General features: G+C 72.2%; 20 protein-coding genes. 11 read left to right on the forward strand and 9 right to left on the reverse strand.

Annotated features, from left to right (window positions below):
* Positions 1 to 27: 27 nt before the first annotated feature.
* Positions 28 to 615, reverse strand: coding sequence for a DinB family protein (locus tag B073_RS0117960; protein WP_018539466.1), 588 nt, complete (start codon positions 613 to 615; stop codon positions 28 to 30).
* 240 nt (positions 616 to 855) lie between these two features.
* Here B073_RS0117960 and B073_RS0117965 point away from each other — a divergent pair, with 240 nt between their 5' ends.
* Positions 856 to 1,779 carry an LLM class F420-dependent oxidoreductase gene (locus tag B073_RS0117965; RefSeq protein ID WP_018539467.1) on the forward strand — a complete coding sequence of 308 codons (924 nt, stop codon included), beginning with the start codon at positions 856 to 858 and terminating at the stop codon, positions 1,777 to 1,779.
* A gap of 197 nt (positions 1,780 to 1,976) precedes the next feature.
* The gene (locus tag B073_RS0117970) at positions 1,977 to 3,581 is read left to right on the forward strand and encodes an ABC-F family ATP-binding cassette domain-containing protein (RefSeq protein WP_018539468.1); all 1,605 of its coding nucleotides are present in this window, start codon (positions 1,977 to 1,979) and stop codon (positions 3,579 to 3,581) included.
* An 89-nt stretch (positions 3,582 to 3,670) separates the two neighbouring features.
* Here the strand turns inward: B073_RS0117970 and B073_RS0117975 are convergent, their stop codons facing one another.
* Positions 3,671 to 4,462 carry a DsbA family protein gene (locus tag B073_RS0117975; RefSeq protein WP_018539469.1) on the reverse strand — a complete coding sequence of 264 codons (792 nt, stop codon included), beginning with the start codon at positions 4,460 to 4,462 and terminating at the stop codon, positions 3,671 to 3,673.
* A gap of 311 nt (positions 4,463 to 4,773) precedes the next feature.
* Complete coding sequence (locus tag B073_RS0117980; RefSeq protein ID WP_051094052.1) at positions 4,774 to 5,586, reverse strand: GNAT family N-acetyltransferase; 813 nt, start codon at positions 5,584 to 5,586, stop codon at positions 4,774 to 4,776.
* 197 nt (positions 5,587 to 5,783) lie between these two features.
* Between B073_RS0117980 and B073_RS0117985 the strand changes: the two genes are divergently transcribed.
* The gene (locus tag B073_RS0117985; protein WP_018539471.1) at positions 5,784 to 6,611 is read left to right on the forward strand and encodes an alpha/beta fold hydrolase; all 828 of its coding nucleotides are present in this window, start codon (positions 5,784 to 5,786) and stop codon (positions 6,609 to 6,611) included.
* Positions 6,612 to 6,738: 127 nt separating this feature from the next.
* Positions 6,739 to 7,968 (forward strand): GNAT family N-acetyltransferase, encoded by a 1,230-nt coding sequence (locus B073_RS0117990; protein WP_018539472.1) that lies wholly within the window; start codon positions 6,739 to 6,741, stop codon positions 7,966 to 7,968.
* A 90-nt stretch (positions 7,969 to 8,058) separates the two neighbouring features.
* Here B073_RS0117990 and B073_RS0117995 read toward each other — a convergent pair whose 3' ends face one another.
* The 3 genes from B073_RS0117995 to B073_RS0118005 all read right to left on the reverse strand — a co-directional run bounded on the left by B073_RS0117995 (position 8,059) and on the right by B073_RS0118005 (position 9,662).
* Positions 8,059 to 8,505, reverse strand: a complete 447-nt coding sequence (locus tag B073_RS0117995; RefSeq protein ID WP_018539473.1) for a hypothetical protein — start codon at positions 8,503 to 8,505, stop codon at positions 8,059 to 8,061.
* A 110-nt stretch (positions 8,506 to 8,615) separates the two neighbouring features.
* Positions 8,616 to 9,071, reverse strand: coding sequence for a GNAT family N-acetyltransferase (locus B073_RS0118000; protein ID WP_018539474.1), 456 nt, complete (start codon positions 9,069 to 9,071; stop codon positions 8,616 to 8,618).
* Between the two features lie 45 nt (positions 9,072 to 9,116).
* Positions 9,117 to 9,662: a helix-turn-helix domain-containing protein gene (locus tag B073_RS0118005; RefSeq protein ID WP_018539475.1), complete on the reverse strand. Its 546-nt coding sequence runs from the start codon at positions 9,660 to 9,662 to the stop codon at positions 9,117 to 9,119.
* A gap of 61 nt (positions 9,663 to 9,723) precedes the next feature.
* On the opposite strand from B073_RS0118005, the gene B073_RS0118010 reads away from it, so the two are divergent.
* On the forward strand, positions 9,724 to 11,001 hold the full coding sequence (locus B073_RS0118010; protein ID WP_018539476.1) for an alpha/beta fold hydrolase: 1,278 nt from the start codon (positions 9,724 to 9,726) through the stop codon (positions 10,999 to 11,001).
* Between the two features lie 23 nt (positions 11,002 to 11,024).
* Here B073_RS0118010 and cynR read toward each other — a convergent pair whose 3' ends face one another.
* Positions 11,025 to 11,930 (reverse strand): transcriptional regulator CynR, encoded by a 906-nt coding sequence (cynR, locus tag B073_RS0118015; protein WP_018539477.1) that lies wholly within the window; start codon positions 11,928 to 11,930, stop codon positions 11,025 to 11,027.
* Positions 11,931 to 12,079: 149 nt separating this feature from the next.
* Between cynR and B073_RS0118020 the strand changes: the two genes are divergently transcribed.
* From B073_RS0118020 to B073_RS0118030, 3 genes are all read left to right on the forward strand, one after another.
* Positions 12,080 to 12,688, forward strand: coding sequence for a carbonic anhydrase (locus B073_RS0118020; RefSeq protein ID WP_018539478.1), 609 nt, complete (start codon positions 12,080 to 12,082; stop codon positions 12,686 to 12,688).
* 66 nt (positions 12,689 to 12,754) lie between these two features.
* A complete protein-coding gene (gene cynS / locus B073_RS0118025) occupies positions 12,755 to 13,249 on the forward strand; it encodes a cyanase (RefSeq protein WP_018539479.1) in 495 nt (164 codons plus the stop codon).
* A gap of 58 nt (positions 13,250 to 13,307) precedes the next feature.
* Complete coding sequence (locus B073_RS0118030; protein WP_018539480.1) at positions 13,308 to 13,805, forward strand: nucleoside deaminase; 498 nt, start codon at positions 13,308 to 13,310, stop codon at positions 13,803 to 13,805.
* Positions 13,806 to 13,893: 88 nt separating this feature from the next.
* On the opposite strand, the gene B073_RS0118035 is transcribed toward B073_RS0118030, so the two are convergent.
* Positions 13,894 to 14,283 (reverse strand): tautomerase family protein, encoded by a 390-nt coding sequence (locus B073_RS0118035; RefSeq protein ID WP_018539481.1) that lies wholly within the window; start codon positions 14,281 to 14,283, stop codon positions 13,894 to 13,896.
* Positions 14,284 to 14,494: 211 nt separating this feature from the next.
* On the opposite strand from B073_RS0118035, the gene B073_RS0118040 reads away from it, so the two are divergent.
* The gene (locus tag B073_RS0118040) at positions 14,495 to 15,238 is read left to right on the forward strand and encodes an SDR family NAD(P)-dependent oxidoreductase (protein WP_018539482.1); all 744 of its coding nucleotides are present in this window, start codon (positions 14,495 to 14,497) and stop codon (positions 15,236 to 15,238) included.
* Here B073_RS0118040 and B073_RS0118045 read toward each other — a convergent pair.
* Positions 15,224 to 15,430 carry a hypothetical protein gene (locus tag B073_RS0118045; RefSeq protein WP_018539483.1) on the reverse strand — a complete coding sequence of 69 codons (207 nt, stop codon included), beginning with the start codon at positions 15,428 to 15,430 and terminating at the stop codon, positions 15,224 to 15,226. The genes B073_RS0118040 and B073_RS0118045 overlap by 15 nt on opposite strands.
* 172 nt (positions 15,431 to 15,602) lie before the next feature.
* Between B073_RS0118045 and B073_RS40290 the strand changes: the two genes are divergently transcribed.
* Positions 15,603 to 16,067 carry a DUF488 domain-containing protein gene (locus tag B073_RS40290; RefSeq protein ID WP_051094054.1) on the forward strand — a complete coding sequence of 155 codons (465 nt, stop codon included), beginning with the start codon at positions 15,603 to 15,605 and terminating at the stop codon, positions 16,065 to 16,067.
* A 159-nt stretch (positions 16,068 to 16,226) separates the two neighbouring features.
* Positions 16,227 to 16,508, forward strand: a complete 282-nt coding sequence (locus tag B073_RS0118055) for a chaplin (RefSeq protein WP_018539485.1) — start codon at positions 16,227 to 16,229, stop codon at positions 16,506 to 16,508.
* Positions 16,509 to 16,551 lie beyond the last annotated feature (43 nt).

Consider the following 16,551-nt stretch of genomic DNA (forward strand, 5'->3'; position numbering starts at 1 on the left):
GGCCTCCGGCGGACGCTCCGCCATGCCCTAGCCCATGCTCTTGGCGCCGTCCAGGCACTCGCGGATGATGTCGGCGTGCCCGGCGTGCTGCGCGGTCTCGGCGACGATGTGCATCAGCACCCGGCGGGCCGACCACTGCGTGCCGGGCTCGAACCAGGGTGCCTTGGGCAGCGGCCAGGCACGGTCCAGGTCGGGCAGCGCGGCCACCACCTCGTCGGTCCGGCGGGCCGCCTCCTCGTAGTCGGCCAGTACGCCGGCCAGGGTCTCACCCGGCAGCATCCGGAACTGGTCCGCCCGACGGGCCAGGTCGTCCTCGGTCATCGCCGTGAAGTCCGGCATTGCCGAGGTGCCGTGCAGGATGAAGTTCACCCAGCCCTCCTCGACCGCGCTGACGTGCTTGATCAGACCGCCCAGACACAACTCGCCGGCGGTGGTGCGCCGCCCGGCCTGCTCGTCGGTGAGGTCGCGGGTCGTGAAGCGCAGGAAGTGCCGGTGCTTGGCCAGTGCCTCCAGCCATTCGGCGCGCTCGCCGGTGACGGCCGGGGCATCGACGGCCGGAACCTCGTTGGCCGGGGAGGAGGACTGGTCGCGGGTGGTCGCCTGGGTGTCGGTCATGGTCTCCGCCTTTCGGTGTTCTCCTGCGGTGGTGAGGACCACGCTACGAACCAAAGAGGACAGCTGCTGTCCTAGATTGTCGAGGAGTGCGGAAGCCGCCGTTGAAAGGCGGTGTCGAAAGCCGGTGTCGAAAGCCGGCGTCGAAACGCGGCGTTGGGAAGAGCACGGCGGACACCGCCCGCCCACAACCCTTCCCACATCCCGGGAATCATGCGTCAACGCACGCTGTTGCCAACGGACATGACCGTAGGAGTTGCCCTCAACCCGACCGATCCCACCAACCAGATCGACGCCAGCGTGGCGCTCGCCAAGGAGGCCGCGACCGCGGGACTGAGATCCGCCTGGTTCGGCCAGACCTTCGGCGCGGACTCGCCCCAGCTCGCCGCGATCGTCGGCCGCGAAGTGCCCGGACTGCATGTCGGGACGTCCGCCATCCCCGTCTTCGGGCGCCACCCGCTGATCGTCTCCAGCCAGGCGCAGACCGCGCAGGCGGCCACCCACGGCCGCTACCACCTCGGCCTCGCGCTCGGCACCAAGCTCCTGACCGAGGGCGGCTTCGGCCTCCCCTTCGACCGGCCCGTCGCCCGCCTGCGGGAATTCCTCACCGCGCTACGGCAGTTGACCGAGACCGGCAGCGCCGACTTCCACGGCGAGCTGCTCACCGCGACCACTCCCCTCCCCGCCCGGGTGCCGGGCGCGGAGTCCGGTGTCCCGCTGCTCGTCGCCGCGATGGGCCCGCGGGCCCTGCGGGTCAGCGGCGAGCTGGCAGACGGCATCCTGCCCTACCTCGCCGGGCCCCGCGCCCTCGCCGAGCACATCGTGCCGGCCGTCACCGCCGCCGCCGAGGCCGCCGGGCGCCCCGCGCCCCGGATCGTGGCACTCGTCCACGGTGTGGTCACCGACGACGCCGACGCGGTCCGCGCCACGGCCACCGAGCAACTGGCCTTCTACGAGCAGATTCCCTCCTACGCCCGGGCCATCGAGCTCTCCGGCGCCCGGCGGGCCGTCGATGTCGCGGTGATCGGTGACGAGAAGACGGTCGCCGCCGAGGTACAGCGCTACCGCGACGCCGGGGCGACGGAAGTGGTCTTCGCCGGGACGGAGCTCGCCGGCGACACCAATCGGCGCCGCACCTGGGATCTCCTGGGCACGCTGGCGGGGTGACCGGGCTGACCGGGCTCTGCGGTGAGCCGACCGGCCGCCCCGGCGGGCCGGCCCGGGTGCGCCGCCGGAAGAAAAGCGGATGCACGGCTCCCCGGGCCTCCGTTACGGTGTCCGCATGTCTACGCCCCGAATTTCCTAGCCGAGGACCCGCTTCCACGCCAGAAGTGTGTCCTCGTGCTTTTTCGGAGCGTTATCCCATGATCACCGTTCGCGATGTCGAGCTGCGCGCCGGCGCCCGCTTGCTGCTCTCCGATGTCTCCTTCACCGTCTCTCCCGGCGACCGGATCGGCCTGGTCGGCCGCAACGGCGCGGGCAAGACCACCCTGATGACCACCCTCGCGGGCCGGGCCAGGCCCGCCGCGGGGACCGTCACCCACACCGGCCCGGTCGGCTATCTCGCCCAGGACTCCCGTGCCGCCGACCCGGCCGGCACGGTCGCCGACCGGATCCTCTCCGCCCGCGGCCTGGACGCGGCGCTGCGCCGGCTGCGCGCGGCCGAGTCCGCCATGGCCGGCGCCGCCGACCCGCGCGGCCTGGAGCGCGCGATGGCCGCCTACGCCCGTGCGGAGACCGCCTTCCAAGCCGGCGGCGGATACGGCGCGGAGGCCGAGGCGGCCCGGGTCGCCGCGGGGCTCGGGCTGCCGCAGCGGGTGCTGAACGGGCCCGTCGGCGCCCTCTCCGGCGGCCAGCGGCGCCGCGTCGAACTGGCCCGCATCCTCTTCGCCGGGCACCAGGGCACCCTGCTGCTGGACGAGCCCACCAACCACCTGGACGTCGACTCGCTCGGCTGGCTCCGCACCTTCCTCCGGGCCCACCAGGGCGGCCTGATGGTGATCAGCCATGACACCGGCCTGCTCGCGGACGTCGTCAACCGCGTCTTCCACCTCGACGCCACCCGCGCGACGATCGACCTCCACAACACCGGCTGGACCGCGTACCTCGCCCAGCGGGCCGCGGACGAGCGGCGCCGCACCCGTGAACGGTCCAACGCCGAACGCAAGGCCGCGGCCCTGCACACCCAGGCCGAGAAGATGAAGGCCCGCTCGGCCACCGCCGTGATGGCCAGGAGCATGGCCCGCCGCGCCGACCGCATGCTGGCCGAACTCGAACCGGCCCGGCGGAGCGAGAAGGTCGCCCGGATCCGGCTGCCCGAGCCGCATCCCTGCGGCCGGATGCCGCTCGGCGCGATCAGCCTCGCCAAGTCCTACGGCGACCACCAGGTCCTCACCGGTGTGGACCTGGCCGTCGACCGGGGCAGCCGCCTGGTGATCCTGGGCCTCAACGGCGCCGGAAAGACCACCCTGCTGCGGATCCTCGCCGGCGCCGAGACTCCGGACGCCGGCCGGGTCGTGCACGGGCAGGGACTGCGGCTGGGCTACTTCGCCCAGGAACACGACACACTCGACGGCACCCGCACCGTCCGGGACAACCTCGCGGCCGCCGCCCCGCATCTCACGGACCAGGAGATCCGCCGGGTACTGGGGGCGTTCCTGTTCACCGGGGACGACGCCGACAAACCCGCCGGGGTCCTCTCCGGCGGGGAGAAGACCCGCCTGGCGCTGGCCGGACTCGTCCACTCCGGGGCCAATGTGCTGCTCCTGGACGAGCCGACCAACAACCTCGACCCCGCCTCCCGGGACGAGGTCCTGGCCGCCGTCGGCTCCTACCCCGGCGCGCTCGTGATGGTCACCCACGACGAGGGTGCCATCGACGCCCTGCGCCCCGACCGGGTGCTCCTGCTGCCGGACGCGGACGAGGACCTGTGGAGCGAGGAGTACCGGGACCTGGTGACCCTGGCCTGACCGACGGCGACCAGCGCCGATCGGCCGTGTCCGTTCACGGCCGATCGGCGCCCTGGTCCCACCTCACCGCACAGAGCGGGCGGGTCACCTCACGGAGTGGGCGTGGGCGAGGGAGTGGCCGGCGCCGCGGCCGCCACCTGGCGCGCCTCCTTGGTCACCAGGGCGGTGAGCTTCTTCGGCGTCAGCTGGGTCTTGGGGTCCGGGAGGGTGCGCCCGTTGACCTGGACGACGGGGACCGGCCCCAGGCCCGAGGCGGCGTAGTCCTCCTGCGCCTTCTTCACCCAGCCCTGGCGCGAGCCGCGGTCGAGGCAGAGGTCGAAGGTGTCGTGCTCGATCTTCTTGGCCTTCTTGGCGATCTCCTTGAGGAGCTTGCGGTCCTTCAGGCCGTCGGTCGTCGGAGCCGGCTGGTGCTGCCACAGCTGCTCCATGAACGGGCTGAAGCGGCCCTGGTCCTGGGCGCAGGCGGCCGCGGCGGCGGCCTCCCGCGCACCGGTGCCCCCATACTGCCGGTCGCTCTGGGTGACCAGCCGGTAGTTGATCTGGACCTGGCCGGACGCCAGCAGGTGCGAGAACGTGTCGGCGTACTGCTGGGCGAAGGCGCGCGAGTCGGGGCTGCGCGGGTCCTCGTACACCGTCAGCGTGACCGGGATGGTCGGCTTGACCGGAAGGTCCAGCTTTGTGTCGTCCGTCTTCCCCAAGGCGCCGGAGGGCGGCTCGATCGCCGTCGCCTCGTTGGCGCGGGAGAACTGGCCGACCACGACCGCCGCTCCGCAGACCACGGCGAGGCCGACGGCCGTCACCGCGTAGTTGCGCCACTTGGCGCGGGAGCTCTTTCGCGTCGCGTCGCCACCGTTGTCCGTTTTCCCTGCGGAGGCCACCATGCGCACCCTTTCACCAGGCATTTCACTGTGCTCGCCGACGGCGCCGGGCGTGCCGCCGGGCCGTCCTCAGCCGTCCTCGAATGGCGCGGGGCACGGCTGTGGCACGCACAGTGTGGCAGCTTCCGCTCCCCACGTCGGTGCCGGGGCCCGCAGCACCCCCTTCACCCGGCAGCGAGGGAGAGCCTCCGCAGAGCGAGCAGCCCGCCGACCCCCGGGACACAGGCGAGCACGACCGACCGGCGGGTCCGGTCCGGTACGGGTCGCGGGCGATGGCGACGGCCCTCAGCGCGTCAGGACGGCGCCCCGGCGCGTCAGGATGCGGGCGGCGTCCATACATAGGGCGTGGTGGTGGTCACGGCCTGGAAGCCCAGCCGGCGCAGGATGGGCGCGCTGTCGGCGGAGGCGTCGACCTGGAGGTACTTCACCCCGCGGGCGGCGGCGAGTTCGGCCCGGGCGGCGACCAGCGCGCGGTAGATTCCCCGGCCGCGCCAGCCCGGGAGCGTCGAGCCGCCCCACAGGCCGGCGAACTCGGTCCCGTCGCGGAAGACCAGCCACGCCGCGCAGACCACCTCGCCGCCGGCCTCGGCCACCATGACGGCGATCTCGTCCGGGTCCGCCGCGACCCGGCTGATCAGATCCTCGGCCAGCCAGCTCCAGTCCTGCTTCCAGACGGCCGACTCCATGGCGGCGATACGGTGCATGTCGGCGTCCGCGGTCACCCGCCGCAACCCCACCCCTTCCGGCAGGACCGGTGCCGCGGCCATCCCCTTCGTCAGGCCGATCAGGACCGTCTCCGGCTCTTCCGGGACGAAGCCCGCGGCGCGCAGCCGGTCGGTGAGGTCCGCCGGCCGGTCGTGCCCCCGGGTCTTCCACTCCACCGCCTCGCCGCGGGCCGCGAAGTAGTCGCGCTGGCGGGCGATCAGCCGGTCCAACTCGGCACCGCGCACGCCGACATCGCGCGGCGCGCTCACAAAGCCGCGGAACTGGCCGACGATGCGTAGCAGCGGACCGTCCTGCTCGTAACCGACCCCCTCGGGCGGGGTGGGCGGTACGCCCCGCATCTGCTCGTCGTAGGCCGCGAGCAAGCCGCCGATGTTCGTCACAGGAGAGACGGTACGGGCCATGGCAACTGGTTTGCCGGGCACGGCCGTCGCCGGCCCGGGCGCCACCGGCCCGGGCACCGCCCTCGGCAGCCATCGCGCCTATCGTGACTCCAGACCCCTCAAGCCCCCCCGAGCCCCCTCAAGACCCTCAACATCCTCAACACCCCTCAGGAGGAACGACGATGACATCGCCCACGACGACGAAACAGACCCAGCCCGTGACCGATCCCATGACCCATCCCGATCCCATGACCATGACCGTCGAGACCACGACGGTGCGGGGCCTGCGGCTGGCCTATGCGGACGCCGGCGGGTCCGGCGAACCGGTGCTGGCCCTGCACGGCCACTTCGGGCGGGCCCGGGCCTTCGCCGGACTGGCGGCCGCGCTGGCACCGGAGTTCCGGGTGATCGCCCTCGACCAGCGCGGTCACGGCTGGAGCGAACACCCCGACAACCAGTCCCCGGACGCCTATGTGGCCGACGCCGCCGCGTTCGTGCGGGCGCTCGGGCTGGGACCGCTGCCGGTGCTCGGCCACTCGATGGGCGGTGTGGTGGCGTTCCGCCTGGCGGCGCGCCATCCCGAACTGGTCCGGGCCCTGGTCGTCGAGGAGGGCGGCGCGCTCAACCGCCGCCCCGAGGTGGCCCATCCGGTCCTGGACGTCCGGGACTGGCCGCGCCGCGCGCCGACGCTGGGCGCCCTGCGCCACGAGGTCGAGGCGCGCGGCATCCCGGACGCCGGCTACTTCCTGGAGAGCGCCGTCGAACGCCCAGACGGCTGGGGCTTCCTCTTCGACTACGCGGACATGATGCGGTCCCAGGAGGCCCTGATCGGCGACTGGTGGCCCGACTGGCTGGCCGGCACCTGCCCGGCGCTGCTGCTGCACGGCCTGGACAGCTCCGTCCTGCCGACGTCGATGGCACGGGAGATGGCCGAGCGCCGGCCGGCCACCACCCTGCGTGAGTTCCCCGGCTGCGGGCACTGGCTGCACGACGACGATCCGGCCGGATTCGCCGCCGCGGTAAGGGAGTTCCTGACCACGTTGTGAGCAGCGGCCTCGGCTGACCGGGCACGGGCCGAGCCGTAATTCGTTTGACCCGTCCACGCGGCAACGCTGCACTGTGGCCGGACACCACGAGCCGTGGTGCAGGTATCCCGAGGAGGCAGCGGCCGCAATGGAGATCCGTCCCACGACCGATGAGGATCTGGATGTCTTCGTCGAGACACTCCATGCCGCGTTCGGGCGCTTCCCGCAATCCCCGATCGAGGACGGCGGGCCCTGGTGGTCGGCGCTCGAAATGGACCGCGGCCTGCTCGCCCTGACGGCGGACGGGCGCCCCGTCGGCACCGCCGGCGCGTACTCCTTCGAGCTCACCCTGCCCGGTGAGAACCGCGTCCCGGCCGCCGGGGTGACCGGCGTCGGCGTCCTGCCCTCGCACCGACGCCGGGGCGTGCTCAGCGCAATGATGCGGCATCAGCTCACCGAGCTGCGGGCCCGCGGAGAGTTCCTCTCCGTGCTGCTGGCCTCTGAGGCCCCGATCTACGGCAGGTTCGGCTACGGACCGGCGACCTACACGGGGCGCCTGACGGTGCAGCGCCACCGGGCCACCCTCGCCCTTCCCCGGGCGCGCGGAACGGCCGATGCACCGGCGACCGGCCCGGACAACGGCTCGGTCGAGGTCCTGCGGCGTGCCGAGTGCGGCGAGATCCTGGAAGAGGTCTACGACCGGTATCGCCGCGCCCAGCCCGGCGCGCTGTCCCGGCCGCACCGCTGGTGGACCTTGGGCGCGGGGCAGCCCCCGATCTCGCCGGCGCCGCGCTACGTCGCCGTCCACCGCGACGCCGACGGCGTCCCGGACGGGTACGCCAGCTATTCGGTCGACGCCGAGACCTTGACCGTCGACGAGACCATCGCCACCGACGACGCCGTCTTCACCGCCCTGGCCCGGTTCGTGCTCGGACACGACCTGGTCTCTCAGATCGTGTTCAAGCACGTCCCGCCCGACCACCCGCTTCGCTGGCAGTTCGCGGACTTCCGCGCCGGCGAGGTGAGCGGCGACACCGACTGGCTCTGGGTGCGGCTGCTGGACGTCCCGCGTGCGCTCACCGCGCGCGGCTGGTCCACGGACGGCGAGCTCGTCCTCGACGTCGACGACCCGTTCCTCGGCGAACACGGCCGCCACCTGCTGACCGTCCGGGACGGCAAGGCCGACTGCGTCCCGACGGACCGGGAGCCCGACCTGTCCCTGGACATCGGCGACCTGGGCTCGGTCTACCTCGGCGGCACCGCCCCGAGCACGCTCGTCCGTGCCGGACACATACGAGCCCACCGCCCGGACGCGGCCACCCTCGCTGACGCCCTCTTCCGCACCGAGCGTCCCCCACACTGCCTGCACTGGTTCTGACCGCGCACTCGCCGACCCTGCACAAGTCTCACAGTCCTAGGGCGCTTCTGACGGGTCTCCGCGACGCCGCGGAGACCCGTCAGAAGCGCCCTAGCGGCCCAACAGCCCGTCCAGGATGCGGCCGTACAGCCATCGCGCCGAACGGGTCACCACGGGCCGGAACACCCCGGGGACCCCACGCGGGCACACCTCCCCACGCCACACGACGAGGCAGCCCCCGGCCCGGCGGGCCACCTCGATCTCCGACCACCCGGCCACCACCCGCCCCCGCTTCTCGATCCGGCACCGCCCCGCCGCCGTCTCGCCGGGCGAGGCACCGGGCGGCTCCCACCGCACCACGCGCATCACGTCGTCGAACGTCAGCGGGCCCAGCCCGGTGCGGGCGACGAACGTGGTGCCCTCGCGGGTCGGCGGGGGCGTCGTCACGGTGATCGTGGTCAGCGGCACCCGCGCGGAGTGGGCCGCCCAGCACGTCAGCCGCTGCCACGCGGCGTCGGGGGAGAGTGACGCGGTGCGTTCGATCCGGAACTCTGCCACCGCTCCATGCTACGCAGCCGGCGGATCCACACCCCCCCCCGCACGCCTCGCGCGGCGACCGTGAGGCGGGCCTCGCCCCGACTCCGACCGGGAGGACGCCCGGACTACAGCTACAACTCCCGCGTCATGAACGCACTGTTCGGGTCGGGCCGGTAGCCCGCGAACGGCTCACAGTGCGCAAACCCGAACTTCTCGTAGAGCCGCCGGGCAGGCAGAAAGAAGTCAGCCGCACCCGTCTCCAGGCTCAACCGCCGAAAGCCCCGGGAGCGGGCCTCGTCGATGAGGTGCGTGAGCAGCAGTGAGGCGATCCCGCTGCGCTTCCGTGCGGGCGTCGTGCGCATCGACTTCAGCTCGGCGTGCTCCGCGTCCAGCCGCTTGAGCGCACCGCAGCCCACCAGCCGGTCGCCGTCCCGCACCGTCCAGAAGGTGACCTCGGGCCTGCGCAGGGCGTCGAGATCGAGGGCGTGCTTGCTCTCGGGAGGGGATATCGCCCGCATCTGCTGGACGTGCTCTTCGAGGAACGCGGCGATGTCGGGTCCGGAGAGGTCGTCTGTCGCGATCTGCACGGGGGCTTGCTCCTTCGTGCCGGAGAGGGACGGTGGTGGCCGCGTTCATTCGCTCCCGGCCGGTGGCTCCGCGACCGGGAACAGGATGGGGCTGAGGAGGTGCCGGGACCGGTCGGGCGCCGGCCCGTTGGCCAGGCGCGGCGCGATGACGCCGCGCAACTCGCCGATCAGTGCGTGGAGTTCGGCCTCGCTGAGCCACACGGCGTGCTGCCGGTACCCCACCAGATCGTCCGCCGGCGCGGCGTGCTCCTGGTCGAGATAGGCGTTGAACTCGGTGAGCAGCACGGTCATGGCGACGGCGAACGCGCGGCGGTGGTCGTCGGGTGTCAGCGAGGCGACGGTCTCCGGAGCGATCGTCGCCTGCTCCTGGCACAGCCGGTACCGGCGTTCCACCGCGCCGCGCACCCGGCGTTCGTCGGCCACCTCCAGGACGCCGCCGGCGGCGAGCAGTTCGAGGTGGCGATAGACGGTGGCCTTGGAGACCTCGCGGATCCGTGTGCACAGCTCGGAGGCGGTCAGCAGCTGCCCGCCCCGCATGAGGTGCACGATGCGCAGGCGTACCGGGTGGGCCAGAAGCTCCAGTGGATCCATTCCCCTACGCTCGCACGCCGTGCTACCTTTCGCAAAACTTGAGAAAGGATTGGGGGAGGACATGCGGGAAACCGAATCCGGGCCGGTGGCCGTCGCCAAGTCCGTTGCGGACAGGGCCTGTCGGGGGGATTTCGAGGGGATCGTGGCGCTGTTCGCGCCCTCGCTGCGGCCGCGGGTCTCCGCCGAGGTCGTACGGACCGCCTGGGACGAGCGTCTCGGCGAGGCCGGACCCGTCACCGCCGTCCAGACACCCGTCAGCGAACCGGCGGCGGCCGGATCGGTCCGGGTCAGCGTCCCCCTTGCCTGTGCGCGTGGCGGCTTCACCCTGGTCATGTCGGTCGACGAGGCGGGCCGGCTCAACGGCCTGCGCCTGGCCGCACCGGACACCACGTCCTGGGCGCCCCCGCCCTATGCCGACCCGCGGACGTTCACCGAACACGAGATCACCGTCGGCTCCGGGCCGTTGGCCGTCCCAGGCACCCTCGCCCTGCCGCACGCCCCCGGCCCGCGCCCGGCCGTGGTGTTGCTCAGCGGCGGCGGCCCCTTCGACCGCGACGAGACCAGTGGACCCAACAAGCCCCTCAAGGACCTCGCGTGGGGGCTGGCCACCCACGGGGTGGCGGTCCTGCGCTTCGACAAGGTGACCCACACCCACGCCGCCGCCATGGCCGACAGGCACGACCTCACCATGACGGACGAGTACGTCCCACACGCCGTCGCCGCCGTCCGTCTGCTCCGGCACCACCCGGCCGTGGACCCTGCCCGCGTCTTCGTCCTCGGCCACAGCATGGGCGGTAAGGTCGCCCCGCGCGTCGCCGCCGCCGAACCGTCCGTCGCCGGACTGGCGATCCTCGCCGGCGACACCCAGCCGATGCACCGGGCTGCCGTCCGCGTCGCCCGCCACCTCGCCGCCCTCGCCCCGGCCCCCGCGGTCCAGGCACTCGTCGACACCCTCACCCGCCAGGCCGCGCTGGTCGACAGCCCCGACCTGTCACCCACCACCCCCGCCGCCGACCTGCCCCTGGGCCTTTCCGGCTCCTACTGGCTCGACCTGCGCGCCTACGACCCCGTCGCGACCGCCGCCACGCTCGACATCCCCCTGCTCATCCTCCAGGGCGGACGCGACTACCAAGTCACCGTCGAGGACGACCTCGCCGGCTGGCGGACCGGCCTGGCACACCGCCCGGACGTCACCCTCCACGTCCACGACGCCGCCGACCACCTCTTCTTCCCAGGCACCGGACCCTCCACCCCCGCCGACTACGCACGCCCCCAGCACGTGGACCCCGCGGTCATCGCCGACATCGCCGCCTGGCTGGCCCCCGACGCGGACGCCTGAACCACCCGACACCGCCCGGCGGTTCAAGCAGGTGTGTAACCGCGACTGCGGACCAGCTCCCGGGCCAGGCGCACGAACGCGCGGACCGCGGCGCTCCGATAGGCGTCGCTGCGACGCAGCAGGGTGACGGTCCGGCTGGGGAGTGCGGGGTCGAGCGGGAGCGGGGCCAGATGGGGATGGTCGTGCGTGATGGCGTCCGGGAGCACGGTCGCCAGTGAGGTGCGCCGGACGATCTCGGTGAGCGCCTGGATGGAGTTGGCCTCCACCGCGATCCGCGGGCCGGCGCGGTGCTCGGCGAAATAGGCGTCGATGTGCATCCGGGTGGCGAAATCGCCGCTCAACAGGGCGAGTTGACGGTCGGCCAGCTCAGCCACGGGCAGGGGCCGATCCGGGCCGGCACCTTCCCCCGAGGCGGCGGTGACCAGGCTGAGCGTCTCCGTGAACAGGCCCGCCGCCTCGATGCCGGCCAGATGCGGCCCCGCGAAGGCGATACCGAGATCGAGATCGTCGTCCAGCAGCCCCGCCTCGATGCGGTCCTGGGGCAGCTCCCGCACGGCCAGGGTGACCCCGGGATGCCTGGCGTGGAGTTCCGCGGTGAGCGGGCCGACGAGGTAGGCGGTGAACGTCGGCGTCAGGCCCAGGCGCAGATGACCGCGGGAGAGGTCCTGCACGTCGTGGACGGCCCGCTCGGCGGCGGCCAGGTCACGCAGCGCGTGCCTGGCGTGCTGGGCGTACGCCTCGCCGGCGTCGGTGAGGCGCACGGTGCGGCCGGTACGGTCCAGCAGCTGCACCCCGACGGTCCGCTCCAGCTGCCTGACCTGCTGGGAGAGCGTCGGCTGGGAGATGTGCAGGTCCTCGGCGGCGCGGGTGAAGCTGCCGCGTTCCGCCACGGCGAGCAGATAGCGCAGATGACGCAGTTCCAGGGCCATGCCCACCACTATAGAACTGTCTATAGATGCGGTCTATGGCAGACATGCTCAGCAGCTCTTGGACTCAATAAGGGCAGGTCGTGCAAGGTGGAAATCGCCCGGCGGATCCGGCCGATCCGGAAGGCCGGCACACACCGAAGGGAACGACCATGCCTGACCTCGCCGAGCGCGTCGCCCGATTCCGACGCGACGTCTTCCCGGCCAAGGCGGACCTGTTCGGCCACCTGGCCACCCACCACCAACCCCACACCCTCTTCATAGGCTGCTCCGACGCCCGCGTCGTCCCGGAGCTCATCACCGCCTGCGAACCAGGCGAACTCTTCGTCATCCGCACCGCCGGCAACCTCGTCCCCGCGTACCACCCCCGGTACGGCGACGGGGTGACCGCGACCATCGAATACGCCGTCGCCGTCCTCGGCGTCACCGACATCGTGGTGTGCGGGCACGCCGCCTGCGGAGCGATGACCGCCCTCGCCGAGGGCCATGACCTTTCCGGCGCCCCCGCGCTCGCCCACTGGCTCGACCACGCCGACGCCTCCCGGGCCCGCACGACGGCGGCCGGAACACCCGCGGACGTGGCGACCCTGGTCGGCCAGAACGTCCGGGCGCAACTGGCCAACCTGGCCACCCACCCCTCGGTCGCCCGCGCCCTCGCCGAGAACGCGGTCCGGCTGCACGGCTGGGTCTACGACATCGCCACCGGCACCGTCGAGCCCACCGAACCCCCGCACGACCCGATTCCGGCGCCCACCCTCTGACCCCTTGCGGATTCCCTCCGCAAGAACCCACCCACCAAGAACCCCCACCCCGAAAGGAACACTCCCATGACCGACTCCCGTACCGGCGCCACGCCTCACGCCCAGTTCCACCCGGCCGCCCGCCAGGCACTCGCCGACGCCGCCGTCGAGGCCAAGACCCGCAAGAACCTCACCTGGCAGCAGATCGCCGACGCCGCCCAGCTGTCGGTCGCGTTCGTCACCGCCGCCGTCCTCGGCCAGCACGCCCTGCCTGCCCGGTCCGCCCAGGCAGTGGCCGACCTGCTCGGTCTCGACGACGACGCGGCGATGCTGCTCCAGACCATCCCCACCCGCGGCTCGATTCCCGGCGGCATCCCCACCGACCCGACCATCTACCGCTTCTACGAGATGCTCCAGGTCTACGGCACCACCCTCAAGGCCCTGGTCCACGAGCAGTTCGGCGACGGCATCATCAGCGCCATCAACTTCAAGCTGGACGTGAAGAAGGTCGCCGACCCCGAGGGCGGCGAACGCGCCGTCATCACTTTGGACGGCAAGTACCTGCCCACCAAGCCTTTCTGATGGCCACTCACCTCACGTAGCAGCCCGCCCCGCCCCCGCTCACAGAAAGCCGCCTCCCATGGACTTCGTCCAACGCACCATCGACCTCGCCCGCCGGAACGTCATCGAGGGCGGTCGCCCCTTCGCCACCGTCATCGTCAAGGACGGTGAGATCCTGGCCGAGAGCCCCAACAAGGTCGCCCAGACCAACGACCCCACCGCACACGCCGAAGTCCTCGCCATCCGCGAGGCATGCACCAAGCTCGGCACCGAGCACCTGACCGGCACGACCATCTACGTCCTCGCCCACCCCTGCCCGATGTGCCTGGGCGCCCTCTACTACTGCTCCCCGGACGAGGTGGTGTTCCTCACCACGCGGGACGCCTACGAGCCCCACTACGTGGACGACCGCAAGTACTTTGAACTCGCCACCTTCTACGGCGAGTTCACCAAGGACTGGGACCAGCGCCGCCTGCCGATGCGCTACGCACCGAGCGACGCGGCGGTGGACGTCTACCGCCTCTGGCAGCAGCACAACGGCGGCGAACGCCACCAGAACGCGGTACCCGGCAAGTAGGGTGGCAACGCGCAAGGCGGCAACGCCTTGCGGCGCGCCGGCCGGCCACCGGGCCTGTCCGACCCCTCGGACAGGCCCGAGCAGGCCCTTACGCGGGCGCGAGGTACTGCGCCACCCCGTTGCCGAGCGACCAGTCACTGGACGCGTTCTCGGTCAGCAGGACGAACACATTGCGCGGCTCGGTACCCGCGTACTCCTGGGCCAGTTCGGCGATCCGCCGGTAGAGCGCCTGCTTCTGCTCGTCCGTGCGCCCCGAGCGCATGGTGATGGCCACGTAGACAATGTCGTCGTCGCGCTGCACGCCGAGGTAAGTGCCGTGTCGCAGCGTGCTGTTGACGCCGTCGTGGCTGGTCAGGACCTGGAAGCGGTCGTCGGGCGGGATGCCGATCGTCTCGACCAGGGCGTCCTGTACGGCGCGGCCGAGCGCGTCGAGCCGCTCGCCGTCGGCCCGCAGCGCGTCGATGCGTACGAAGGGCATGCCGGTTCTCCTCCATGACGGACAGCGTCCTACGGAAAGGCTACGGAAATCTTCAGCAACTTCAGCTGAGTGTACATACTAGTAGGTACAGGAAGAGAGGTTTAGGGGCGCTCTCTCCCGCTCTTCTCTCCTGTGCGGCCGCGTGCGAGGGTGTCCAGCAAGATCGTTGCGCCGTGCGGCCGCCGTGCCGCCCACCGTTGGAGGATGCCCGATGAACCGCAGCCGGACCGTACTGGTGACGGGAGCCTCGCGCGGCATCGGCCGCGCCGTTGCCGCGGCCTTCGCCGCCGACGGCGACCGGGTCGCCCTGCACTACGCATCCAGCCGGGAGGCCGCCGAAGACGCCCTGCGCGCCCTGGAGGGCAGCGGCCACGTCCTCGTCCAGGGGGACATCGGCACCCCGGACGGCGCGGCCGCCGTGGTCGCCTCGGCCGTCGAGGCGCTCGGCCCGATCGACGTACTGGTCAACAACGCCGCGGCGAACATCGCGCACCCCCTGGCCACCACCTCCTACGAGGACTGGCAGGACGCGTGGCGGCGCACCGTGGACGTGAACCTGCTGGGCACGGCCCATGTCACCTACTGCGTGGCCCGGAACATGATCGACCACAAGGTCGAGGGCCGGATCGTCAACATCGGTTCCCGCGGTGCCTTCCGGGGCGAGCCGGACCACCCCGCCTACGGCGCGACGAAGGCGGCCCTGCACGCCCTGGGCCAGTCGCTCGCCGTCTCCCTGGCTCCCCATGGCATCGCGGTCGCCTCGGTCGCCCCCGGTTTCGTCGCCACCGAACGGGTCGCCGACCGGATCACCGAAGCCGTCGAGCAGCAGAGCCCGTTCGGGCGGGTCGCCGCACCCGAGGAGATCGCCGCCGCCGTGCGGTACCTCGCCTCGCCGGAGGCGGCCTGGTCCTCGGGCGCCGTGCTCGACGTCAACGGGGCGTCATACCTGCGCTGAGGCCGCCGCGGGCGCCGCACCGGGCGGGCGGGTGGCATCGGTGAGCGCGGTGGTGCTCAGCATCTCCTCGTCCACGTCCAGGAGTTCCAGGATCGCCGTCGCGATCGCCTCCGGCTTCTCGCCGGCCACGATGCGCCGCCCGATCTCGCCGTGGACCAGCGAGTGGAGCCAGCCGATCCGACCGGCGACCACGCGCGGCGCCTGATCCTCGGGCCGCACGCGGGACCGCCCCCGGCCGAACGGCGCATGAGAACCTCGGAGTGCCGCCTGATGACAGGGAGTTCGACCGGTGAGCGGTGAGGAACGACCGGAACGCCACGGCCAGACCGCAGGTGAGGCTACCCGCAGGGTCTGGGCGGAATCGATGTATGCCACGTCGCGGCGGTGGTCCGGAACCCGGGTGCTGGTCGACCGCAGCCTGCCGCTGGGCCGCCGCTCCGGGATCACCTACCCGGACGTCTGGCTGGCGGCCGTCGCGCCGTCGGCCGCGCTGCGGCGCTGGTACGGAGTCCAGGAGGCCAGGTACCCGGCGTTCGCCCGCCGCTACGAGCGCGAGCTGGCCGAGCCGGTGCGTGCCGCCGGCCTCCGGCGCCTGCACGGACTGGCGCGCGGCGGGCCGCTGATCCTCCAGACCGCCGTCACCCCGCTACACCTCAGCCACGCCCGGGTCCTGGCGGGGCGGCTGCGGACCGGTGCGGCGGACGCCTTTCGGGAGGAGGGCGGCGAGGCCGCGTGCTGGCTGGACGAGGTCTGCCCCGACTGCGGGCGGCCCGCCGAGTACCAGGGGGTCGCGTTCTGCACGTACTGCCACGCGTCGATGGCATGTTGACGGGCGGGGCCGCTGGGCACGGAGTGATGCGGTGGCGGCGTCGCTGAAACGACGCGAAAGAGGGAATTGCCAGCTGCTGGCTCAATGGTGATGTTCCGTATGCCGAAGGGAGGAGAAGTGAGCGGCGTTGGGTCGCTTGGACTGAGCGAAAGGTTCGGAATGTCACGGATCACTCGGATCACCGCCATGGCCGTGCTCGCGGCCGGGACCGCGCTGGGCGGGAGTTCGGCAGCCTTCGCCGACAGTCACGCGGGGGGCGCCGCCGTCCGTTCGCCTGGCGTGCTGTCGGGCAACCTCATCCAGATCCCGGTGGACGTTCCCATCAACGTGTGCGGCAACACGGTCGACGGCCTGGCCCTGCTGAACCCGGCCTTCGGCAACGTCTGCGTCAACGGCGGGAAGCACAAGGAGAAGCACCACGGCCACGAAGGCCGCCGCTGACGCCACCGCTGCCGGCGTGTGAGCCGCGGTTGTCAGACTACGG

The sequence above is a fragment of the Streptomyces sp. MspMP-M5 genome (genome assembly GCF_000373585.1).
Classification (GTDB): Bacteria; Actinomycetota; Actinomycetes; order Streptomycetales; family Streptomycetaceae; genus Streptomyces.